At 59.4% G+C, this 22,602-nt stretch carries 22 protein-coding genes; 12 read left to right on the top strand and 10 right to left on the bottom strand.

Annotation, left to right across the window (positions count from 1 at the left end; translation table 11 throughout):
- Positions 1–9 precede the first annotated feature (9 nt).
- From NXC24_RS29420 to NXC24_RS29405, 4 genes are all read right to left on the bottom strand, one after another.
- Positions 10–966 carry a sugar-binding transcriptional regulator gene (locus NXC24_RS29420; protein ID WP_104826882.1) on the bottom strand — a complete coding sequence of 319 codons (957 nt, stop codon included), beginning with the start codon at positions 964–966 and terminating at the stop codon, positions 10–12.
- A gap of 166 nt (positions 967–1,132) precedes the next feature.
- Complete coding sequence (locus NXC24_RS29415; protein ID WP_104826881.1) at positions 1,133–2,065, bottom strand: TIM barrel protein; 933 nt, start codon at positions 2,063–2,065, stop codon at positions 1,133–1,135.
- 21 nt (positions 2,066–2,086) lie between these two features.
- Positions 2,087–3,598, bottom strand: coding sequence for a glycerol-3-phosphate dehydrogenase (locus NXC24_RS29410; protein WP_104826880.1), 1,512 nt, complete (start codon positions 3,596–3,598; stop codon positions 2,087–2,089).
- A gap of 69 nt (positions 3,599–3,667) precedes the next feature.
- Positions 3,668–5,221, bottom strand: a complete 1,554-nt coding sequence (locus NXC24_RS29405; protein ID WP_104827898.1) for an FGGY-family carbohydrate kinase — start codon at positions 5,219–5,221, stop codon at positions 3,668–3,670.
- 321 nt (positions 5,222–5,542) lie between these two features.
- Here NXC24_RS29405 and NXC24_RS35310 point away from each other — a divergent pair, with 321 nt between their 5' ends.
- The 8 genes from NXC24_RS35310 (at position 5,543) to NXC24_RS29370 (ending at position 14,816) form a co-directional block, all read left to right on the top strand.
- Positions 5,543–5,725: a hypothetical protein gene (locus NXC24_RS35310; protein ID WP_158704576.1), complete on the top strand. Its 183-nt coding sequence runs from the start codon at positions 5,543–5,545 to the stop codon at positions 5,723–5,725.
- A gap of 331 nt (positions 5,726–6,056) precedes the next feature.
- Positions 6,057–6,704: a DUF2291 domain-containing protein gene (locus tag NXC24_RS29400; RefSeq protein WP_104826879.1), complete on the top strand. Its 648-nt coding sequence runs from the start codon at positions 6,057–6,059 to the stop codon at positions 6,702–6,704.
- Positions 6,701–8,245, top strand: a complete 1,545-nt coding sequence (locus NXC24_RS29395; RefSeq protein ID WP_104826878.1) for a sugar ABC transporter ATP-binding protein — start codon at positions 6,701–6,703, stop codon at positions 8,243–8,245. Before NXC24_RS29400 ends, NXC24_RS29395 begins: the two co-directional genes overlap by 4 nt.
- A 23-nt stretch (positions 8,246–8,268) precedes the next feature.
- Positions 8,269–9,321, top strand: coding sequence for an ABC transporter permease (locus NXC24_RS29390; RefSeq protein ID WP_104826877.1), 1,053 nt, complete (start codon positions 8,269–8,271; stop codon positions 9,319–9,321).
- A 115-nt stretch (positions 9,322–9,436) separates the two neighbouring features.
- Positions 9,437–10,384, top strand: a complete 948-nt coding sequence (locus NXC24_RS29385) for a D-ribose ABC transporter substrate-binding protein (RefSeq protein ID WP_199773653.1) — start codon at positions 9,437–9,439, stop codon at positions 10,382–10,384.
- 168 nt (positions 10,385–10,552) lie between these two features.
- Entirely contained in the window at positions 10,553–11,395 is an 843-nt protein-coding gene (locus tag NXC24_RS29380; RefSeq protein ID WP_104826876.1) for a DeoR/GlpR family DNA-binding transcription regulator, read from the top strand.
- A 90-nt stretch (positions 11,396–11,485) separates the two neighbouring features.
- Entirely contained in the window at positions 11,486–13,015 is a 1,530-nt protein-coding gene (locus NXC24_RS29375) for an FGGY-family carbohydrate kinase (protein WP_104826875.1), read from the top strand.
- 61 nt (positions 13,016–13,076) lie between these two features.
- Positions 13,077–14,816: a glycerol-3-phosphate dehydrogenase/oxidase gene (locus tag NXC24_RS29370; protein WP_104826874.1), complete on the top strand. Its 1,740-nt coding sequence runs from the start codon at positions 13,077–13,079 to the stop codon at positions 14,814–14,816.
- 28 nt (positions 14,817–14,844) lie between these two features.
- Here NXC24_RS29370 and NXC24_RS29365 read toward each other — a convergent pair whose 3' ends face one another.
- Entirely contained in the window at positions 14,845–15,606 is a 762-nt protein-coding gene (locus tag NXC24_RS29365) for a class II aldolase/adducin family protein (protein WP_104826873.1), read from the bottom strand.
- Positions 15,603–16,739 carry a TauD/TfdA family dioxygenase gene (locus NXC24_RS29360; RefSeq protein WP_104826872.1) on the bottom strand — a complete coding sequence of 379 codons (1,137 nt, stop codon included), beginning with the start codon at positions 16,737–16,739 and terminating at the stop codon, positions 15,603–15,605. The genes NXC24_RS29365 and NXC24_RS29360 overlap by 4 nt, the downstream gene beginning before the upstream one ends.
- Positions 16,740–16,870: 131 nt before the next feature.
- Between NXC24_RS29360 and NXC24_RS29355 the strand changes: the two genes are divergently transcribed.
- Positions 16,871–17,782 (top strand): LysR family transcriptional regulator, encoded by a 912-nt coding sequence (locus NXC24_RS29355; RefSeq protein WP_104826871.1) that lies wholly within the window; start codon positions 16,871–16,873, stop codon positions 17,780–17,782.
- A gap of 117 nt (positions 17,783–17,899) precedes the next feature.
- On the opposite strand, the gene fba is transcribed toward NXC24_RS29355, so the two are convergent.
- Positions 17,900–18,964: a class II fructose-bisphosphate aldolase gene (gene fba, locus NXC24_RS29350; protein ID WP_104826870.1), complete on the bottom strand. Its 1,065-nt coding sequence runs from the start codon at positions 18,962–18,964 to the stop codon at positions 17,900–17,902.
- 507 nt (positions 18,965–19,471) lie between these two features.
- Positions 19,472–19,681 (bottom strand): hypothetical protein, encoded by a 210-nt coding sequence (locus NXC24_RS29345; RefSeq protein WP_104826869.1) that lies wholly within the window; start codon positions 19,679–19,681, stop codon positions 19,472–19,474.
- Between the two features lie 124 nt (positions 19,682–19,805).
- On the opposite strand from NXC24_RS29345, the gene NXC24_RS29340 reads away from it, so the two are divergent.
- The 3 genes from NXC24_RS29340 to NXC24_RS29330 all read left to right on the top strand — a co-directional run bounded on the left by NXC24_RS29340 (position 19,806) and on the right by NXC24_RS29330 (position 21,594).
- Positions 19,806–20,549: a LuxR family transcriptional regulator gene (locus tag NXC24_RS29340; RefSeq protein WP_104826868.1), complete on the top strand. Its 744-nt coding sequence runs from the start codon at positions 19,806–19,808 to the stop codon at positions 20,547–20,549.
- A 78-nt stretch (positions 20,550–20,627) separates the two neighbouring features.
- Entirely contained in the window at positions 20,628–21,293 is a 666-nt protein-coding gene (locus tag NXC24_RS29335) for an acyl-homoserine-lactone synthase (protein ID WP_104826867.1), read from the top strand.
- A 37-nt stretch (positions 21,294–21,330) separates the two neighbouring features.
- The gene (locus NXC24_RS29330; protein ID WP_104826866.1) at positions 21,331–21,594 is read left to right on the top strand and encodes a hypothetical protein; all 264 of its coding nucleotides are present in this window, start codon (positions 21,331–21,333) and stop codon (positions 21,592–21,594) included.
- Between the two features lie 173 nt (positions 21,595–21,767).
- Here NXC24_RS29330 and NXC24_RS29325 read toward each other — a convergent pair whose 3' ends face one another.
- Together NXC24_RS29325 and NXC24_RS29320 are read right to left on the bottom strand one after the other, a co-directional pair.
- On the bottom strand, positions 21,768–21,974 hold the full coding sequence (locus tag NXC24_RS29325) for a CsbD family protein (RefSeq protein ID WP_104826865.1): 207 nt from the start codon (positions 21,972–21,974) through the stop codon (positions 21,768–21,770).
- A 414-nt stretch (positions 21,975–22,388) separates the two neighbouring features.
- Positions 22,389–22,553, bottom strand: a complete 165-nt coding sequence (locus NXC24_RS29320) for a DUF1328 domain-containing protein (RefSeq protein ID WP_028750291.1) — start codon at positions 22,551–22,553, stop codon at positions 22,389–22,391.
- Positions 22,554–22,602 lie beyond the last annotated feature (49 nt).

Raw genomic sequence — 22,602 nt, 5'->3', positions numbered from 1 at the left:
GTTATTTTGTTATAATTCATGTGGCGAGGAAGGCCCCAGAAGCGCCTGGGCGGTTCGTTCGTCGGTAATCAGGCCGTAGAGGCATCGGCTTTTCAGGACCGCGCGGATGGCCTCGGCCTTCGCAACGCCGCCGGCCAAGGCGACCAGCCTTTCCTTCTTCGACCGCGGCAAGGAAGCCGACAGGGTTCGCGCCGTCAGCGTCGTCTCAAGAATGTGTCCGTCAGTATCGAAGAAATGCCCGAGTATCTCGCCAACGCCGCCTGCGGCCGCGATCTCCGCGATTTCACGCGGCTCAACCATCCCGGATAGGACAAGCTGCGCGTCGGTATCGACGGTGCCGAGACCAACCAGTTTCAGGTCGGCATTGTTGGCGAGATCGAACACCTCCTTGACGCCGCGCTGCGCAAGCATCACTTCGCGGTCCTCGCCGGTATTGGCGAAAAAAGGCACGGGCATCATATAGGCGTGCGCGCCGGTCTTTTCGGCGATGCGGTGCATCACGTCATAGGGATTGGCCACATAGTTTCTCGACAGGCCACCCAGCATCGAGACGAACCGCAGCCCCTTGGCGTTCAACCGCGGCATATGGTGCACGGCCGATGACAACGTTCGACCGTGGCCGAGGCCTATAACCTTGTTGTCGCCGCGCTCGATCTCCCGCTTCAGGAAGCCGGCACCGGCCTGGCCGAGGGCGCGAAACTCCAAGCCCTCCTCGCCGAGATCCGGCGCCACCTCGCAATATTGCAGGCCGAAACGTTCCGCCAGCCGGGTCTCAAGCTCCACGCATTCGACGATATCGCCGTCGATCGTCACCTTGACGACGCCGTCGGCGACCGCCCGTGCGATCAGGCGGTGCGCCTTGACCGACGGAACGCCAAGGCGTTTGGCGACCTCCGACTGTGTCAGTCCGCCGGCATAGTGCAGCCAGGCGGCGCGCACGGCGAGCGACTCATCCGCATCGGCCATCGATTGTCCCCTTCCATTCTTTCACCCCAAATCGCGCTTTCGCCATCGGTGCCTTTCGATGGTGGCCAGCGGCAGGCTTCGTTGCTGTTGCGGCATCGGTGCTCGACCAAGAATCAAATGTAATGCCGCAACGTTGATGTCCTAAAGCCTTGCCGGGTTCTTGCAACTAGAGGCGCAGGCTGCCTGCGCCAGTGTCGATATGAGGCGCCCAGAAGGCGATGCTTTCAGCGATCTGCGATATGACCTGGCGATCATTGGGTTCGCGCTCCTTGAACGACAGCTCTAGGCATATCTCGTTGTCCTCGGCACCGCCCTCGGCGAAGGCCTGCAGCAACGGGGCGGGCTGGATACGGCCCCTGGCATTGAATTCCGCCGTGAAGGGCCGATGCCCGCCCTTGTCCATCAGGCTTTGCTTGATGTGGATGATCGGAGAAACCGGGGGAACGGCGCGCGCCCAGGCATAGGGATCATAATCGTCGGGATTTGCCGACGTGACATCGCCATGATCGATATCGGCCATCATCCACATCGGCACCGCGAGATCGGCGGCCATCAGGCGATCCTGCAACGCAATGCATTCGCTGATCGTCTCGCCGAATTCGCGGCCGATGCTCATCGGCTCCCAGAACACATAGGAAAGACCGGCCGAACGGGCATGCTCGGCAACCTCAGCCCAGCAATCGATCGCGATCTGGGTGAGGCTCTCCCTCTGCGCCGGATCGTCGAAATCCTTGTAGGTGAAGATGGCGAATTGCGTGCCGACAGACTGGCCGCCGAGATCGGCGATGATATCGGCGAAGGTCTTGAACCAGTCGACATAGTAGCGCCGGACATCGGCGTCGGGATGGCCGAAATGATTGAGGCGCCCATAGGGGCCGGTCATCCCCGAGGTTACGCGAACGCCGGTGCGCTCCAACGCGGCTCGCATCCTGCGGGTCAGCCGTCGGATTGCCGATGCTTGCCAGCTCGGATTGATGAATTCATGCGTCAATTGCAGATCGCGGATTCTGAGGTCGCGCGCAACCGTCTCGATGAGATCGTCCGGCTCGGCGAAGCGGTTCACAAGCGGATTGGTGTTGAGTGAAAGTGTCAATGCCATGGGATCGCCTCCTCGGATGTCTCAGGCGGCCAGAGCCAGTTCGCTCTTGAACCAAGTCGAGAAATCCGCCTTCTCCTTCGCGGTCATATGCAGGCCTTCTTTGGTGCGCCGCAGGAGAACATCGTCCACGGTCTGCGCCCATTCGTAAGCAACGAGGTAACGCACCTCCGCCTCGTAGAGATTGCCGCCGAAATGGCGCCCGAGGCCGGCAAGTGACGTGGCGTCGCCGATGATGGTTTTGGTCCGCGCCCCATAGAGGTGCCCGTAGTGGTTCACGAGCACGCGCGGCATCCAGGGATAGGCCTCGCGCAACGTGTCTGCGAAGCTGGTGTAGTCCGCGTTCGGAATGTCACCGCCCGGCAATGTCGCCGCACGGGTCCAATCGCCGCCCATCTTGGGGAAGAATTTGGCGAGCCTTTGCAGCGCGTGTTCGGACAGTTTGCGGAACGTCGTGATCTTGCCGCCGAAAACGTTGAGCATCGGCGCGCCGCCGGTTTCGTCGAGATCGAAAACGTAGTCGCGCGTCACGGCGGAAGGATTGCCCTGACCGTCGTCGAACAACGGCCGAACGCCGGAGAAGCTTGAGATCACGTCGGAACGGCGCAGCTTCTCCTTGAAATAGCGGTTCACGGCGGCGATCAGATAATCCATCTCTTGCTCGTCGGCCTTCACCTCCTCCGGTTGGCCTTCGTAGGGAATATCCGTTGTGCCGATGAGGGCCATGTCGCCTTCATAAGGGTTGATGAAGATCACGCGCCGGTCATGATTCTGAACCAGATAGGCATGTTGCCCGCTCCAGAATTTCGGAACGATGATATGGCTGCCTTTGACGAGCCGGACCTTGCGATGGCTGTTAGAGCCGGCGACGCGGCCGATGATGTCATTGACCCATGGGCCTGCGGCGTTCACAAGGACGCGCGCCCGCACTGTGCGCAGGTCGCCGGAGCGCTGGTCGCGCATCTGAACGATCCAACTGCCATTGTCGCGCCGTGCGCTAACGCAGGCCGTGCGCGTCAATATCTGAGCGCCCTTTTCGGCGGCATCGAGGGCGTTCAGCAGCACGAGCCGTGCATCGTCGACCCAGCAGTCGGAATATTCGAAGCCCTTGGTATATTGATCGACGATCGGCGTGCCTTCCGGATCGCGGCTGAGATCGAGGGAGCGGGTGCCGGGCAAGCGCTTGCGGCCGCCCAGATGATCGTAGAGGAAGAGGCCGAGGCGGACGAGCCAGGCGGGCCGGTCCGTCGGGCTATGCGGCAGCACGAAACGCATCGGCCAGATAATGTGGCTTGCGGAATTCAGCAGCACCTCGCGCTCGATCAAGGCTTCGCGTACCAGGCGAAACTCATAATATTCAAGATAACGCAGACCCCCGTGGACGAGCTTCCCCGATCGCGATGACGTGCCTTCCGCCAGATCGTCCTTCTCGCAGAGCATGACGGAGAGACCCCGACCGGCTGCGTCCCGCGCGATGCCGGCGCCGTTGATGCCGCCGCCGATCACGAAGAGATCGAGGATTTCGGATTCAGTCATTTCACGCTCCTTAGGATGCCTTGCGCATCAAAATCATCTGTCTCGACCGCGCGCGGGATGTGTATGCCCCTATGGCTGCGAAGCGAGCTTGTCCCACGCGGGTGCGATCGCCTGCCGCACCTCTAGATAGGCCGCAAATAGTCTGTCATAACGGCGAGCCTCGTCCGCGTCGGGCGCTTCGGTTTCACCAAGCAGCGGCGTCACCCATTCGGCAATGCAGTCGTCCATGGTCGCATAGGCGCCGATTGCGACCGCGGCCATCATGGCAACACCTGCGGCTCCCGCCTCCTGGCGTTCAGAGACTCTGACCGGCGCATTGACGGCGGCCGAGAGCGATTGCCGCAGTGCGCGGCTCCGTGCCGCTCCGCCCGTCATCCGCAGCTCGAGCGGCATATCGCCCATCGCCGCGTAACAATCGCGCGTCGCCATGCCGAGCCCTTCGACCACGGCGCGAACCAAGTCCGGAAAGCCGTGGCGAATGGAGAGCCCGGTAAAGCCGGCCCGCGCATGGGCATTGACGAAGGGGCCGCGTTCTCCCGCCTCGGAAACATAAGGGTGGTAGAGAATGGAACCGGGACGGCTTTGAGCGAACCAGGCGTCGATCCGGGAGATGAGATCCGAGGCGGCTACAGGCTTGCCCGCTTCGGACATCAGATCGGCGGCAATCTGCAAAATCCAGTCGATATTGATCGTCGCACCCATATTGGTCTGAACCTGGGTGACGATGCCGGGGATCGGCAGGGTGATGATATAGCCGGTGCCCTCGGCATTGAGCTGGACATCGGAGACCGCCTTGGCGCGCATATGCACACCTGTCGAGCCAATCGTCGAGCAAGCGGCATTCTGGCCGGCGGTACGCACTCCCGCGCCGAGCGCCGTCATGACCATATCGACATAGCCAAGGCAGACGGGCGTGCCGGCCAGCAGCCCGGTCGCGCTTGCCGCATCGGCCGATAGCGGATGCGTGAGCTCGGTCCCTTCGATGATCTCGGGCAGAAGGGATGTTCTGTGATTGAGGCCGAGCGCGTCGATGACGACGGAATCGTAGCGACGCGTGCGGAAATTGCCGAAAGTGAAGCTTGCCTCGGACGGATCGGTCGCGCGAATGCCGGTGAGATTGAGGTAGAGCCAATCCTTGCAATGCAGCGCCGTTTCGGCGCGATCGAGAAGCTCCGGCATATAGCGGTCCATATGCGCGAGCTGCGAGCCCTGCTGACAGGTGTTGAGCCCGGTGCCGGTCGCCTCGAAACGCGCGCGATTGTCCGGATGGCTAGTCAGGCGATTGACGGTCGGGGCGGCCCGTGCGTCGAGCCATAGCCAGGCATCGCCGACGGGCTCGTTATTGGAGCCGACGAGCCAGGTGCCGTCTCCCTGGCCGGTCACGGCAATGATGGCGGTACGCGCGGCAAGGTCGTTGACCATGTCGGCGAGCCCGCGCAAGGCGCTGACGCAGTCCGTCCACGTACGGCCGAGCGGCTGCGTAGCGGAGCCGTCATCTCCCATCGTGTACTGATTGCGCGCCGAGGCCGACGCGATCTGCCGGCCCGAAAGCTCGAAGGCCACGGCTTTGATGACGGAGGTTCCCGCATCAATGCCAATGATGAGCGTTTCGTTGCTAGGCATTGCGCAATAGCTCCGGCGCGCCAAGACCTGCATCCACGGCGGTCAATCCTTGTGTCCCATCCATTCTTCGCTCCTCCCCAATCGCTTTCATTGAACCGCGCCTGCGGCGCCATCTCAACGACTGCATTCGCTGCCGAAATGCTCGATCAGATTATAACATAGAGATATCGTAACGTCCGTAATATTTTTCTAGCAATGTAATTTTTTTCATATAAAATGGATGGTGTCAATTGTTTCGGATATCCCGCGAGCCAAGCGGCGCTTGGTTGGCGGGCATTGCATGGCTTGGCCTTGAAGTGGCCGCAGCCAGGATGCGGTCAATTGAGCAATCAGCAAATTGACGCTAAAAACTATTGGTTTTCAACGGTATTTTTGGCCTCTGTTGATTTATGGACGCTAAGCCGAGCATTGGTGAATGCCGAAAGGCTGGCGATGGCGGCAAGCGCGATGACTATCGTTGCCGGCCCTATCTCATCGACGGCGAATGCGCCAGGAAGCCAGTAGGATCAAGAGAGGCTGTTGACACATCGGAAAATTTATAACATGGTTGATGACGTTAATAACATATATCTATCGTAGCTAACGTCATAGCTGTGATGATGAGGTCAGGTGATTGGGGGAGACAAGCGCCGGCAACCGAGGAGGAGTTTCGATGAGCTATTTCGTTTCAGAATACGGTCCGGTTTCGTGCCAAGGCGATCGCGTCTGTGAACGAGGCACGCGCCGTTCCGTTCGCGCAGGCCGACAGCGGCTTCGATGATTGCCGGCCGCGGCTCGCGGTTCCCTTCCTTGTCAACAGAGCAATCCGGCCGATAGCGCCGAAGGTCTTTCGAATATGAGTGCACAAATTCAAAACGCGGCCTCCAAGCCGAAAATTACATTGTGGGCGAGCGTGGCGGCGGCGGTGATCGTCATCGCGGCGATCGGCTTCGATACGACCGTCGTAAGGATCGGCTCCAAACATGACGTGCGCGAACAGGCGTTCTCGCCAGAGGCTTACGGCGCCCAGGAGTACCCGAAGGTAGTGGCGAATGTCGAGCAGCGCGCCGTCGGTGCCGTCGATCTGGCCAATGCGATCGCGGCTGACAAGAAGGCGGCAGGCGACAAATACGGTGTTGCCACGAGCACCGGCCCGGTCATGCCGGTTTCGCTGACCGGCGTCTTCGGCGCCCGAAAAGCCAATTACAACGAGATCAAGGTGGATGGATTGCCGGACGATGTCGTTGTCCGCGTCCAGACGGGTCCGGCCGTCAACGGCACGGACCTGCGCGATGCCACGGGCACCATCGAGTTCGGCCAGTTCACCAATCAGATCGAGTATCAGGATGCCGGTTCGGCAATCAACAACGAGATGAAGAAGAACGTTCTTGCGGGTCTCGACGTCGACAATCTCTCGGGCAAGACCGCATCCGTCGTCGGCGTCTTCAAGCTCATCAATCCGAAAAACTGGCTGATCACTCCGGTCAAGGTCGAAGTCAAATGAGTGCAGCGCTGCAAAATGAGGGCGCACGCGGCGAGGTGGTTCTTGCCGCCCGCCACATCACGAAATCCTATGGCAGTGTCCATGCCCTGAAGGGCGTCAATTTCGACATTCATCGCGGCCAGGTGACCACTCTCTTCGGGGAGAACGGCGCGGGGAAATCGACGCTGATGAAGATCCTCTCCGGCGTTGTCCAGCCGAGTTCCGGCGAGATTGTCCTCGACGGTCAGCCGGTCTCGTTTTCTTCCTCTACCCATGCCCGCGAATGCGGCATCTCGATCATTCACCAGGAATTGAGCCTCGCTCCCAACCTCAATGTCCGCGACAATATTTTCATGGGCCGCGAGATTATCAGGAGCGGCAGCGTGGACTTTGCCGAGGAAGAACGCCAGACGCGCGCCCTGATGGCGGAGCTTGAAGAGGAGATCGATCCGCTGACCCCCGTCGAGGATCTGCGCCTCGGCCAGCAGCAGATCGTCGAGATCGCGCGCGCTCTGTCGGTCAATTCGCGTATCCTCATCATGGATGAGCCGACCTCAGCGCTTAGCGCCAGCGAGGTGGAGGTTCTCTTCAAGGTCATTCGCGACCTGACGAGCCGGGGCGTCTCCATCGTCTATATCTCGCACCATCTCGAAGAGGCGCTTCAGATCACCCACCATGCCGTCGTGCTTCGCGACGGTAACATGACCGCTTATGCCGAACGCAAGGACATCGATCTCGAATGGATCGTCCGTAACATGGTCGGCGAAAACTTCGACCTCGGAAGTACGCCGATCGGCCATGAGATCGGCGAGGTTGCGCTTGCACTTGAGAAATTGACGGTTCCTGGCCCCTCGGGCGCTGCCTATAACGCGGTGGATCGTCTTTCGCTGCAAGTCCGTGCCGGTGAGATCGTCTGCATATACGGTTTGATGGGGGCAGGGCGCACCGAACTGCTCGAATGCGTCGCGGGACGTCTTCGCTCGAGCGGCGGCAAAGTCCTGCTCGAAGGCCGTGATATCGGCAATCTCAACATCGCCGGACGTATCGCCAGCGGCTTGGTGCTGGTGCCTGAAGACCGCCAGCGCGACGGCCTCGTCCAAACGATGACAGTCGGCTCCAATCTTTCGCTGGCCAGCATCGCTGCGTTCACCAAGGGATTGCTTACCTCCGGCGGACGCGAGCGGGAGCTGGTGAACAACTCGATCCGCAAGGTTCATATCAAGACTGACGGTGGCGAGGCGGCGATCGGCTCCCTTTCGGGCGGCAACCAGCAGAAGGTCGTGATCGGCAAGATGCTCGCGACCGAACCCAAGGTCATGCTGCTCGACGAGCCGAGCCGCGGCATCGATGTCGGCGCGAAGGCGGAAGTCTTCAAGCTTTTGGCCGAACGCGCCAAGCAGGGCCTGGCGGTGATCTATTCGACCTCGGAGGTCGGCGAATGCCTCAGCATCGCTCACCGCATCATCGTCATGCATCGCGGCAGGATATCCGCCGAATTCGGTCCCGACGTCACCAAAGAAAAAATCATGGCCGCCTCGGGCGAAGCAGTGGTCGCGCACTAGCCGGCAATTATGGAGCACTGATTATGTCAGTCACGAATGTCACTGAAAAGAAAGTGGTTGCGAACGGGCAGAGGCGGAACACCAATGTCATCCGGTTGATCCTCGAAGGCCGCGCGTTCTTCGCGCTGATCGTCATCGTCGCAGTCTTTTCCTTTCTGTCGCCCTATTATTTCACGCTCAACAACTTCCTGATCATGGCCTCGCATGTCGCGATCTTCGGCATTCTGGCGATCGGCATGCTTCTGGTGATCCTGAACGGCGGCATCGACCTCTCCGTCGGCTCGACACTTGGCCTTGCGGGCTGCATCGCCGGCTTCCTGATGCAAGGTGTGACGCTGTCGAGTTTCGGCGTCATCCTGTATCCGCCGGTCTGGGCCGTCGTCGTGATCACCTGCGCGCTCGGCGCGGTCGTGGGCGCTGTGAACGGCGTGCTGATCGCTTATTTGCGCGTACCAGCCTTCGTGGCGTCGCTCGGCGTTCTCTACGTAGCGCGCGGCGTCGCGCTGCTGATGACCAACGGCCTGACCTACAACAATCTCGGCGGCCGTCCGGAACTCGGCAATACCGGTTTTGACTGGCTCGGCTTCAACCGCCTGGTAGGCATTCCAATCGGCGTCATCGTATTGGCGGCGCTCGCCATCATCTGCGGTCTGGTGTTGAGCCGCACCGCCTTCGGCCGCTGGCTCTATGCCTCCGGCGGCAATGAACGCGCCGCCGACCTTTCGGGCGTGCCGGTCAAGCGGGTGAAGATCATCGTCTACGTTCTTTCCGGCGTCTGCGCCGCGATCGCCGGCCTGGTCCTGTCATCGCAGCTCACTTCGGCCGGTCCGACAGCGGGCACGACCTATGAACTGACCGCAATCGCGGCTGTCGTGATCGGCGGCGCGGCGCTGACCGGCGGCCGCGGCACCGTCCGCGGCACAATGCTCGGCGCCTTCGTCATCGGCTTCCTGTCTGACGGCCTCGTGATCATCGGCGTGTCCGCCTACTGGCAGACCGTGTTTACCGGCGCAGTCATCGTGCTCGCGGTCCTCATGAACAGCATCCAATACGGACGTCGGACCAAGTCGGGTTGACGATCGCGACAGAACTTGTCCACGACGGCAGACCTGCTTCGAACAGCCCGCCGATTGCGGAAAGCACCGCCGGTTCGCCGGCATTATCTGAGCTCATCAAATGGGAGAGAGACCAATGTTTAAAAAGGGATTGCGCATTGTTATGACGGCTGTCGCGGTGGCGCCGCTTTTGACCGGGGCGGCATGGGCCGCCGGTCAGATGACGATCATCGTCAACGATCCGGCCAACCCATACTGGCTGACGGAAGGCAATATCGCCAAGGCAACGGCCGAGAAGCTGGGCTATACGGCGACCGTCAGCGCCCACAAAGGCGATACCAATACTGAAAGCAATCTGATCGACACGGCAATCACGAACAAGTCTGTCGCCATCATCCTCGATCCGGCCAATGCCGACGGCTCGGTCGGCGCGGTGAAGAAGGCAGTGGCTGCTGGCATTCCCGTTGTCCTGGTCAACGCTGAAATCAACCAGGAAGGTCTCGCCAAGGCTCAGCTCGTTTCCAACAATGCGCAGGGCGCAGCACTTGGCGCGCAGCAATGGGTCGAAAGCGTCGGCGACAAGGGCAAGTATGCCGAGCTGCTCGGCGCCCCCTCCGACAACAATGCCGCAACCCGTTCCAATGGTTACGAAACGGTGCTGACGCAGTATCCGGACCTGAAGAAGGTTGCGCAGGAAGTCGCCAATTGGGACCGCACCCAGGGCCATGACAAGATGCAGTCCATGCTGCAGGCCAATCCCGACATCGTCGGCGTCATTTCCGGTAACGACGAAATGGCGCTCGGCGCGATCGCCGCGCTGAAGGAAGCCGGCAAGCTCGCCAAGATCAAGGTCGGCGGTTTCGACGGTTCGCCGGATGCGGTTGCCGCGATCAAGGCTGGCGAACTGCAGTACACCGTGCTGCAGCCGGTCGCGACCTTCTCCGCGGAAGCCGTCAAGCAGGCCGACAACGTCATCAAGACGGGCAGCACCGGCGCCAAGAGCGAGAAGCAGCTCTTCGATTGCATTCTGATCACCAAGGACAATGTCGACAAATACACCGCTCCGTTCGTGCTGTCGCAGTGATGACAACAGGGGCGCCGGTCGCGGCGCCCCCCATTCGGCCGCCGGCAGTTTGCGGAAGGCGGCCAGGACATGCGCAATGCAAAGGGTTGTTCCATCTCCTCTTTTTGCCTTCGCACTGCATTCGCTGTACGAAAACGACAACGACGAGATTCAGCGGCAGGGGCCAAAGTGACACAGAAGACAAGCTTAGGAACATCCCTTTTGGACGAATTGCCAAGCGACAGCCGGCACACCCGCCAGCTCGCTCGCCGGCAGATGATTGCCGAGGCGGTGATGACGGAAGGCTCCATGCGTATCGAGGATCTGACAGAGAGATTCGGCATCAGTCTGATGACCGCTCATCGCGATGTCGACGAACTCGTCAGCCGCGGTCTTTTCCGCAAGACGCGCGGAATCGTCACGGCCGCCGCCACCAGCCTTATTGAATCGAGCGACGTCTACCGTTCAAACCGGCAAGCGGCCGAAAAGAAATCGATTGCGGCCGCGGCAATGCAGTTCGTTGAGCCTGGCCAGGCGATTTTCTTCGATGACTCCACGACCGTGCTGCAGATGGCAGCCCATCTTTCTGCCAAGGTGCCGCTGACGGCGATCACCAACTCGCTGACCCTGATGAACACGCTCAAGGGGATGCATGACGTGACGCTTCTAGCCCTTGGCGGCCAGTATTATAGCTGGTGCAACGCCTTCATGGGCCGCATGACGATCAACGAGATCACTAGGCTGCGGGCCGATATCGCCTTCATTTCGATGTCGGCGATCACCGGCGACATCGTCTTCCATCAGTCGCCTGAGATAGTCGACACGAAACGGGCGATGTTCGACTGCGCCGTTAAGCGCATCCTGCTTGCCGATCACACGAAATTCGAGCGGCGTGCGTTGCACAGCTTCGCGGCGCTCGGTGAGTTTGATGCCGTGGTCGTCGATGACAAGACGCCCGCCATCCACATCGACCGCATGCGGTCCAAAGATATCAACGTCGTCATCGCCAAGGGCGATGGGGGTCGGTCATGAGAGTGGCGAGGATAGACGGGGCCAAAAGCGGCCAGTCTGTTCGCGGACCGGATCATGCCTGCGGCCTTTCCACTTTCCGGAGTCATGAGAATGCCGAGTCTGCTCGGAATTGATAGTGGTCTGACGGTCACAAAGGCCGTCATCTTCGATATCGACGGCACGCCGATTGCCGTGGCACGGCGGCGCGTCACGCAGTTCATACCCAGGGCCCGCCACATCGAGCGCGATATGGATGAGCTCTGGTCGGCGACGGCGGATGCGATCGCCGAGGCGATCAGCCTCAGCACGCGTCCTGCCTCCGATATCCAGGCGGTCGCGGCAACCGCCCACGGCGACGGCATCTACATGCTCGATCGCTCCGGCAGGCCGCTGGGGCGCGCGATCCTGTCGCTCGACAGCCGGGCAGGGGCCGTTGTCGATCGCTGGCTGGAAAGCCCGGTCGCAGACGAAGCCATAAGGCTTACTGGGCAATTGCCGCATGTCTCGGCGCCGTCGGCGCTGCTTGGCTGGATCAAGGAGAAGGAACCGGCCCGTTTTGCGGAGATCGGCCATATCATGAGCTGCAAGGACTGGCTTCGCTTCTGCCTGACCGGGGTGATCGGAACGGACAGGACGGAAGCAAGCACCTCCTTCACCGATGTCGCCAGCCAGGACTATTCGCAGGATGCGCTCAGGCTCTTCGGACTGGAAGCGCTGGCGGATGCCCTGCCGCCGGCCTCACGTTCCGACGAGATCGTCGGTCATGTGACGCGGACCGCTGCGGCGCGTACCGGCCTTGCCGAGGAAACGCCTGTCGTGGCCGGGCTGCACGATGTCACCGCATCGGCGCTCGGTGCTGGCGGTTACGCATCCGGCGTGGTTGCCGTGATTGCCGGCACGTACTCGATCAACGAAACCCTGTCCTCCGAACCGCGCGTCGACAAGCGATGGTTCTGCCGCAATGCCATTGCGCCCGGCCAGTGGAACAACATGTCGATCTCGCCGGCTTCGACGGCGAATTACGACTGGTTCCTCGATCGCCTTTGCGCCAGCGAACGCGTAAGCAGCGAAGCGTCTGGCGGATCGATCCATGCGCTGTTGGCGCCGGAGATAGAGGCGGCGTTCGCGCGTTTCTCGACGGCGCTTTTCCACCCTTATCTGTTCGGTTCGCCCTACGGCGCTTCCGCAAGCGCCGGCTTCTTCGGTCTGGGCGGCTGGCATGATCGCGGTGACATGCTGCGGGCAGTTCTCGAGGGAATTGCCTTCAATCACAAGATCCATGTCGATGCTTTGAGTGATGGCTTCGCCTTTGGGGAGGCAAGGCTTGCTGGCGGCATTTCCCGCAATCCGAGGGTCGTCCAGATGTTTGCCGACGTACTCGAGATGCCGGTGACCGTAACGGAGACGGATGAGGCAGCGGCTTGGGGCGCGGCTCTCTGTGCAGGTGCGGGTGTCGGTCTCTATGCCGATCCGCAGAGCGACCCTCGCGATGTCCGCAAGATCGCTACAACCTTCCATCCGGATGCATCCCGCAGCCTCCATTATCGCGAGAGATACGATCTGTTCCGTGAAATCGCCGAGGCAATGACCCCGATCTGGCCGAAGATCGGCCGCCTCGCCTCCGCTGAATCGCAAGATTAGGACAATAGGCCGCCGCGCGCGGATAGCTCGCACTGACGGTACTTCCGTAGGAAATAATGGTATGACCGATATCGCCGCCGATCTGAAACAACGCTTTGCGACGTTGCCGGACAAGGACATAGACGTCGTCATTCTCGGTGCCGGCGTCAACGGCGCGGGACTCTTTCGCGATCTTGCCGCCCAGGGCGTCAATTGTCTCATCGTCGATAAGGCCGATTTCGGGTCTGGAACGAGCGCGGCGCCGTCGCGCCTCATCCACGGCGGCTTGAAATATTTGGAGACGGGTGAGTTCGGCCTGGTTGCCCAATCGACGCTGGAACGCAATCTCCTGCTTCAGAACGCGCCGCATTGCGTCGAGCCGCTGCCAACCTTCATCCCGATTTTCTCATGGACGCGGGGCATATGGGCGGCTTTGCGCACGCTGACGGGCTCGGCGACGGCACCCCGCAGCCGCGGCGCCGTTCTTATCAAAATCGGGCTTGCGCTTTATGACTTCTTCGGATCACGCAACCGCGTCATGCCGCGTCACCGGTTCATATTGAAGAAGCGCGCGCTCAAGGAAATGCCGTATGTCACCCCCGATATCGTAGCGGGCGGCATTTACTACGATGCCAAGATCAGCCGGCCGGAACGGCTCGTTTACGAACTGGTTATGGACGGGCTTCAGGCCAACAAGAATGCGCTGGCGGCAAACTTCACCATGCTGACGTCATCGGCGGGTGGGAAGCTCAGCTTCGAGCGAACCGACGGCACGACGTTTTCGGTTGCTCCGAAGCTTGTCGTCAACGCCGCCGGCCCCTGGATTGACCGCGTCAACGATACGCTCGGCGCGCCCTCGCACTTGATCGGCGGCACGAAAGGTTCGCATATCCTGCTCGATCACCCCGAGCTCGTGCGCGGCCTCAATGGCCATATGATCTATTTCGAGGCAGATGATGGCCGTATTTGCCTCGTCTATGGCTATCTTGGCCTCGCTTTGGTCGGCTCCACCGATATTCCCTGTGACGATCCCGACAATGTCCGGTGTGAGGAACCGGAGATCGACTATTTCCTCGAAAGCGTCCAGGCATTGCTGCCGGGTCTTCGCTTCGGGCGGGACCAGGTGGTCTATAGCTATAGCGGCATTCGTCCCTTGCCGGCTTCGGATGCATCGTCGCCGGGGCTGATCAGCCGCGACCATTCCGCTCCGGTGATCGAGCCGCAGGCGGATCGCCCCTTTGCGATCGTCTCGCTCGTGGGTGGCAAGTGGACAACCTTTCGAGGCTTTGCCGAGGAAGTTGCGGATCTTGCGCTCCAGCGCCTGAATCGAGCGCGGAGCCAATCCACAAAGCATATCGCGATCGGCGGCGGCCGCGATTTCCCTGCGAATTCGACGGCGCGCGCAGAATGGGTGCGCGCCGTGGCGAAACGAACGGGTGCGACGCCGGGGCGGATCGACCAACTCTTGAGCCGCTACGGCACTACCGCGACGGCGATCCTCGAATATCCATCGGTGCATACTGATACCGTGCGCCTCTCCGGGGCTTCACATTACAGTGCTCTCGAAATCGATTGGATCGTGCAGCAAGAGCTCGTCGTCCATCTTTCGGACGTGGTGTTCCGGCGCACGACGCTTGCGATCGAGGGCGCGCTGACCATGCAAGGCTTGCGCGACATCGCCGCAATTGCCGCCGAAGCGCTTGGGTGGACCGAACAAGGGCTAGAAGCCGAGATCGAAGACGTGGTGAATGCGCTGGCGAAATTCCACGACGGCCGGCTGACGGATACGTCTGGCCAGCAGCCCGCGGAAGCGCGGATATGAACCAGCCCAGCCTCTGTTTCCGCCCACCTTATTCTTTGTAGGACGCGTCGCTGCGGTCGAGCGTCGATTTGAGATAATCGAAATGTGCGAACGCCATGCCCTTGTAGGCATGCCAGCCCTCGGCGGTCTTGCGGGCGATCTCGTCGGAGAGGATGTTCAATGCCTGGCCGCTGGAATAGGCCAACATCAGGGTTTTCGCAGCCTTTTCAAAGAAATAGAGATCCTCGAATGCCTCCGCTACGGTATCGCCGGTACAGGTAACGCCATGATTCCCCATCAGCAGGGTCTTGTTGCTGCCGAGAGAGCGAGCCAGCCTTTCGCCTTCCTCGGCATCATCAGCGATCCCTCCGAAACCGAGATCGATGCCGAGCCTGCCGAAGAAGCGCGCCGTATTGTTGTCGATCGGCTTCATCGACGGGTCCTTGAGGGTGGAAAGTGCCGTCGCATAGGGCGGATGGCAGTGGAGCAGCACGCGGACCGCAGGGCATTCGCGATGGATTGTGCCATGAACAGTCCATGCAGACGGATCTGGTGCATTTGGGCGGCTCATAACCGTCCGATCATCCGCATCAAGCAACAAGAGATCGCTTGCCCGGATTGATCCGAAGTGTTTCCACTTCGGGTTCATCAGGAACCGTTTGCCATCCGCAGACACGGCTGCGCTGAAGTGATTACCGACGGATTCGCTCCAGCCGAATTCGACGCAGAGACGAAAGGCGGCCGCCAGATCGATCCGCAACTGTGCGAGATCATCGCCGGTAACATCGGCATGGGAAGCCTGTCCGTTCATTTGAACCGTCCTTCGGATGTCAGCGCGCGATAAGTGCTGCGCATCTCGCCGCGATCGGCGTAGCAACCGCGAAGATAGCGTTCGCCGCTGTTTGCCGAATAGGCCGCCCGCCCGTGCACGATGCGGTGATTGTCGAAGACGATGCATTCCGTCGCCTTCAGCGTGAAGCGCGTGAGGTACTTGTCGGATTGCAACATGCGGCCGAAACGGCAGAAGGCCGGATAATACCGATCCAGAAAAGTCTGCGGCAGGTCGAATATATCGGCCATGTGTTGGCTGATGGTGACGCCGGACACCTCGCCGTGCTCGTCCAGTTCGATGACCCTCTGACGGGAGCGCACGTCATAGGCGTCGTGCTCGCAGTAATAGGGAATTTCCGTTTCCGTCAGGAGCTTGAAGTCCTCGGGAAACTCCTTTTTCAGATCGTTCGCGACGGCGACGCCATCGAGAAAGAGATTCCTGCCGCCCTCGACGCTATTGGCCCGGCAATGCAGGAATTGCATGCCCGGCGCCATTTCTTCCGCGGGAGTGTCGGTATGCAGTTCCAGAGCCTTTGCCGTATAGGCAAGGTTTGTCGGTTTGATATGCGTGCGCACGTCAAAATAATCGCCGAAGAATGTCGGGCGTACATGTCCCATCAGGCGCACCAGCTCCGTCAGCCCCTCGTTGCAGTCGGGCATGTCCGTCACGATCGCGACACCTTCGACGATCAGCGCCTCCAGCCAATTGGCGACGATGGATTTGTCGGCCAGAAGCTCCGGCTGTGAGAATCTGGCAATGGCGGGATAGTGATCCGAATACCATGGGCGTCGCGGAAGGTCTGCAGGATCATGCCGGCGCTTGCCGTTGCTATACTGCGCCAGCAGGCTCAGCGGATAACGGCTCTTGTGCCCGTCTCCCGTCCAGACGATTTCTAAGGCATTTTCGACCATCGTGGCCTGCTCCGGTACGGGTGCACTATCAAGATGGAAGATATCGAACACGCGCTCGCGCGTCTGACTGTCGAACGATGTCGGGCAATTATCCCGCAACCAATAGTAGTTGAAATAGCTTGCCGTTCCACCTGACAGGCAGAGATGAAGACCCAGCTCGCCCAGTTTTACCGGTGGTTCGTTCAAAAGACTCGTGCCCATCCTACCCTCTTGCTAGCTTATGTTTTACCGTTGGCCTTCATCTCGAAAGGCCCTTGTTTGTGGACAATAGAGAGGGTAGGCGCTAATCTGAATACTGGAAAAAATACATCTAGTATAATGTAGGGATTATATTGGGCGCTCGTCTTCCACCCCTTCGATTGCTAACGGTCTTCGAGACCGTACTACGGACAGGCAGCGTCCAGAAGGCTGCGTCGGACCTGAATGTTACGCAACCGGCCGTGAGCCAAGCGCTCAAGACCCTGGAAGACTACGTCGGCACACGCCTGCTTGACCGGAGCAAGCGCCCGGCAACACTCACGGAAGCGGGCAGGATTCTACAGGCCGGTGTTTCAGAAGGGCTTGGGCGCATTGCGGAGGCCTTCGTGCAGATACGCTCGCTTCAGAATGCTGCCGAACAATCTGTCACCGTCGCCTGCAGCGTTGGCACCGCGACCTATTGGCTCATGCCGCGGCTGGCGGATTTCTACAGTGAGCACCAGAACATCGCCGTGAACGTGCTGACGACCGCCGGCGCGCCGGAGTTCCAGCCCGGCGTGGACCTTGTCATTCGCTACGGCACGGGCAGATGGACGGACGGTCGAAGCGTTAAGCTCTTTGACGAAAGGGTCGTTCCCGTCTGCAGTCCCCTCGTTGCTAAACGGATCGAAGCCGAAGGCGGCCTGTCGACCGCGACCTTGCTGCATGTCAGAAGCGACGACAATAGCTGGCTCACTTGGAAGGATTATCTCAGTCTCAATGGATTGCCCGAAAATCGGGCGCTGGGCCGCTACTTCACCAACTATGTTCAGGCAACTCAGGCTGCCTTGTCGGGGCAGGGCGTCCTGCTCGGATGGGAGTCGAATGCGGGAGATCTCGTTCGCGAGGGGAGGCTCGTGGTGTTTGGCGAGACTGCCTATTATCCCAAGGAAGCCTTCTTCCTCGTTTCTCCCACGACGTCGGAGCGCGGGGAGGCGGTGCGGCTTCTGACGGAGTGGATCATAGGCCTCGGAAACGGCGGCAATGGCGTCGGCGCTTCGGCCTGAGGAGCGGCCGTTCGCATATCCGGAAGGAGCGTCCACAAAGCTTGCCATCCGCGGCAGGCTTTGTGGATCGACATTTTACGTTTGTGCCGGAGTCGGTCTATCGTCCGACATCAGCTTTTACGAAAAGACCGGATCGAGCGAGCCGGACTTGTAGCGTTTGGCCATTTCGGCGACAGAAAGCGGTTGAATGCGGACGGCGTGACCGGCCGTTCCGAACTGCTCGAACCGCTCCTTGCAAAGCTTCGTCAGCGCCGCCATGGCGGGCTTCATATATTTGCGCGGATCGAATTCGCTCGGGTCTTCCTGCAATACGCGGCGAATCTGGCCGGTCATCGCCATGCGGCCATCGGTGTCGATGTTGATCTTGCGCACACCGTTTTTAATGCCGCGCTGAATCTCTTCGACCGGCACGCCCCAGGTTGGCTTCATCTGGCCGCCATACTTGTTGATGATCTCCTGCAGTTCGGCCGGAACCGAGGAAGAGCCGTGCATGACGAGGTGCGTATTGGGCAGCTTGCGATGGATTTCCTCGATCACGTTCATTGCCAGCACCGAGCCATCGGGCTTTCGCGTGAACTTATAGGCGCCGTGCGAAGTACCCATGGCGATGGCAAGCGCATCGACCTTGGTCTCGCGAACGAACTTGACCGCCTCGTCAGGATTGGTGAGAAGCTGATCATGCGACAGCTTGCCTTCGGCACCATGACCATCTTCGGCCTCGCCCATGCCGGTTTCCAGCGAGCCCAGCACGCCAAGCTCACCCTCGACAGAAATGCCGCCGAGATGCGCCATGTCGGTGACCGTCTTCGTCACGCCGACATTGTAATCCCAATCGGCCGGCGTCTTGGCGTCTGCCTTCAGCGAACCGTCCATCATGACCGAGGTGAAGCCGGCCTGAATCGCCGTCATACAGCTCGAGGGATCGTTGCCATGGTCAAGATGCACGCAGACCGGAATATGCGGGTAGATCTCGACGACCGCGTCCATCATGTGCTTCAGCATAATGTCGTTGGCATAGGCTCTGGCGCCGCGTGATGCCTGCATGATGACGGGCGCATTGACAGCGTCGGCAGCCTCCATGATGGCGAGCGCCTGCTCCATATTGTTGATATTGAAAGCGGGTACGCCATAGCCATGTTCTGCTGCGTCATCGAGCAACTGCCTCAACGTGATGCGTGCCATTCAAGCTCTCTCCCTTTGCCATTGTGAGCGACTGCGATCATTTTGATACTTATCGGGATGTCATTTCGATTGCACCGGAGATTGGCTACAGGTCGTAGCCGGATGCGAGATCGAAGATAGCTGGAACCTCCCGAAAACTTCGTGGAAGGCCTCATAGCATTCCATCAAAATTCATAACAGCATAAACTAACAAGATCACATGGCTTGTGACGTTTTGCTTAAAGTCGCAGGAAATCGCGGGAAATTCCGCCGTCGCTTTGTTAAGCGGGGCATCTCTTTATGCTTCAAGCAATCTTGTCGGTGATTTGATTATTATGTCTTTTAAGGTGTTTTTTCGAGACGAGGCATTCAACCTATGCATCAAAGGTTGAGAGGATCGCTTCAATTTTCATGTGATGGGATTATCGGTTCGCCATCCGGTGGCTGTTACAGGCAGGCCGAGGACCTGTGAATGGCATGAGAGGCAGGTGTGCAGCTCAGTTCGCAATTCTGACCGGAACGCGATTTTCATCGAAAAAAAGAAGGGATTGGATCGATCGTCTCGGGGGATAGAGCACGATAGACCCTAATCCAAAACAACGCTTCGCTTGTTCGTTGGCTGCGTTCGGCAATCAGCGCCCGTATCAACGCTTCCGAGCCGGCCATATCGTGCCAGCTCGTTTTTAATCCAGTGGCGGCTTGGCTCACCGCCTCCTCGGCTTCGTCCGATTGGCCCATCTCGCTCTCCTAACGTGAGGATATACGACCGCCTTTCCTAACGTCATTCCCCTCATATGTGGGGATCCCCTTGTTTGTGGAAGCAATCTCGCGGTAAGATGGTATTGAAGCGAGGTGGTGCATCATGCGGGGAACTTCCGACAGCCCAAGATTCGAGCACGCCTTCAATGAGATCAAAGCGGCGCCGAATGTCGACAGCGCCATTCGGTCTCTGCAGGGGGCATATCACGTCGACTACGTGACTTACCATCTTGCGCAGACCATCATGGATACGATCGACGCGCCATTTGTGCGTACCACCTATCCGGACGCCTGGGTTTCCCGATATCTTCTCAGTGGCTACGTCAAGATCGATCCCGTCGTTAGGGAAGGCTTTCTCCGTCAACTTCCGTTCGACTGGAGCGAGGTGGAGCCGACGCCGGAGGCCTATGCACTATTGGTCGACGCGCAGAAACATGGTCTCGGCGGCAACGGTTATTCCATTCCGGTTGCCGACAAGGCCAGACGCCGGTCGTTGCTTTCCATCAATTCAGGCTTGCCGGCCGATAAGTGGCAGGAATTGGTCGTTAGTTGCCGAGAGGAATGGACGGAACTTGCACATCTCATCCACGGCAAAGCCGTGTTGGAACTTTATGGCGAACATGATCCGGTGCCATCCTTGAGCCCAAGGGAAATCGAGTGCCTGCATTGGACAGCGCTTGGCAAGGACTATAAGGACATCGCGCTGATCCTCGACATTTCCGAACATACGACACGCGATTATCTGAAGACGGCGCGGTTCAAGCTGGGCTGCGCCACCCTCTCGGCTGCCACCACCAAAGCCGTCCAGCTTCGCATCATCACGCCCCTGACCAATCCCCTCAAATGAGGGGCTCCATTTGCGGGATTTCCGACAGCGGTTTTCCGGCCCATTCTCGCCTTACGACAGCAACTGTTGGAGGCGAAAATGTTCATAGTTATTCAGGCTCATGAATATCATAAATATGCGAACATCCTCGATCAGATGTTCCGCCTTCGTAAGACAATCTTCGCAGATACGCTCGGCTGGGACGTAAACGTCATCGGACCTTACGAGCGCGACAGCTATGATGCGCTCGGCCCCGCCTATCTTGTTTGGTGCGATGAGCGCCGCATGCGGTTCTACGGCGGGATACGGCTCATGCCGACGACAGGGCCGACGCTTCTTTACGACGTCTTCAGAGACACGTTTCCGGCCGCAACGGACCTCGTTGCCCCGGGGATTTGGGAAGGAACGCGCATGTGCATCGATGAAGCTGCCATTGCGAGCGAGTTTCCCGACATCGATGCAGGCCGGGCATTCAGCCTGTTGCTGCTCGCGCTTTGCGAATGCGCGCTCGATCATGGCATCCACACTATGATTTCCAACTACGAACCCTATCTCAAGCGCGTGTACAAGCGGGCAGGTGCCGAAGTTGAGGAACTCGGCCGCTGCGACGGATATGGAAAATATCCTGTTTGCTGCGGTGCGTTCGAGGTCTCGCAGCGTGTGCTCGCAAACATGCGGCGCATGCTCAAAGTCTCGGCTCCCCTTTATGTTCGCCCGAAGCCGATCCGATCCGTTACGACCCGACTGTTGGAGATCGCGGCGTAAGAAACGTGACCTTCGTGTTTCGAATTAGGAGGTGCTCATGCCCGAAGACGATAGTCTGAGAGTGCGTGAATTTGTCAGAATGTTCAGGCTGATTTCCACGGCGAAGGAGGCGGCCGAAGCGCTACAGCTTCGCAACCTTGTCCACCTGACGAACATGGCACTGCTGCAGGTGGCATTGGACTGGGATGGTCTGGACCCGGAACGTGACCCCGATATCGATCTCGGAGGACTCGTTCGCGAAAAAGCACGGATCGCGATGAGGAACGGCCGAGAGAACCTGCTCGTCCTACCTCATCCTTGAATGACGAAACCTGGGCGGGGGACATTCAATGATTTCCATTGGGTCGGGTCGGCGCCTTCGTCGACCTGATCTTCGTCCAGAGCGTCGTTGCGGCTTTGAAGGGTGGCATTCGACTCGGTGCCGGGAATCAAAAAAATGCCCCGCGGCGCGGGGCAATTGGCTAATACGACCTGTTAGTGCCAGGTCTGCCTGTTATACCAGCTATCAATGTCGCGCCGCGCGCGATCTCTTTCCAAACCATAGCGTTCCTGGATTTTGCCTTCGAGCTGATCCAGGCGGCCGTCGATTTGATCGAGGTCGTCGTCCGTGAGCTTACCCCACTGCTCCTTTACCTTGCCTTTAACCTGCTTCCAGTTTCCTTCGACTCTATTCCAGTCCATGATTTTCTCCTCGTTATCTCGGTTGTTCATGGGGAGATAACGCTGCTTGGCTGTCTTTGTTCGGGAAAAAGGCCTGCGACGAGGAGCGAAAATGACAGGCTAAATAGACTTACGAGAGATCGGCCAGGATGGGCCGCAACCCCATCCCAGTAGGGTCAAGTGACGTACAGAACGATCATCGGAAGCCCGCAGATATTTAGGCCCGCCGCGAAGCTGGGCAAGCACGCGACGGGCCAGGGCATCGCTGCTTGGTTCATGCGATACCCAGTGGCGCCCCCTGCCACCCGCGTTCAAACCACGATAATCTGGGAAAGTTCCAGGGTATTTTCTGAAAGCCCGGCTAAAGACCTAGACGTTGTTACAAAAGGCGTAGTTCCCCAGCCGAGCCATTGTTTGACCGCTTCTTTCTTGGTTCTATGGTCGCCGCACGACCCGCATGACCAGCGAGACGATAAACAAAACCAGGAAGATGAAGAATAGAAACTGTGCGATCGAGGCAGAGGCGCCTGCAATGCCCCCGAATCCGAGAACACCGGCAATCACTGCCACAACCAAAAACACGAGAGCATAGTAAAGCATCGTGGTCTCCTTTCGATTGATGTAGGAGATAACGGAGCGCTTCGGTATT

It is taken from the genome of Rhizobium sp. NXC24 (assembly GCF_002944315.1).
In the GTDB taxonomy this organism is placed as follows: Bacteria; Pseudomonadota; Alphaproteobacteria; order Rhizobiales; family Rhizobiaceae; genus Rhizobium.
The sequence above is the reverse complement of the archived record's forward strand: the minus strand, read 5'-3'. Positions and strand labels throughout refer to the sequence as shown.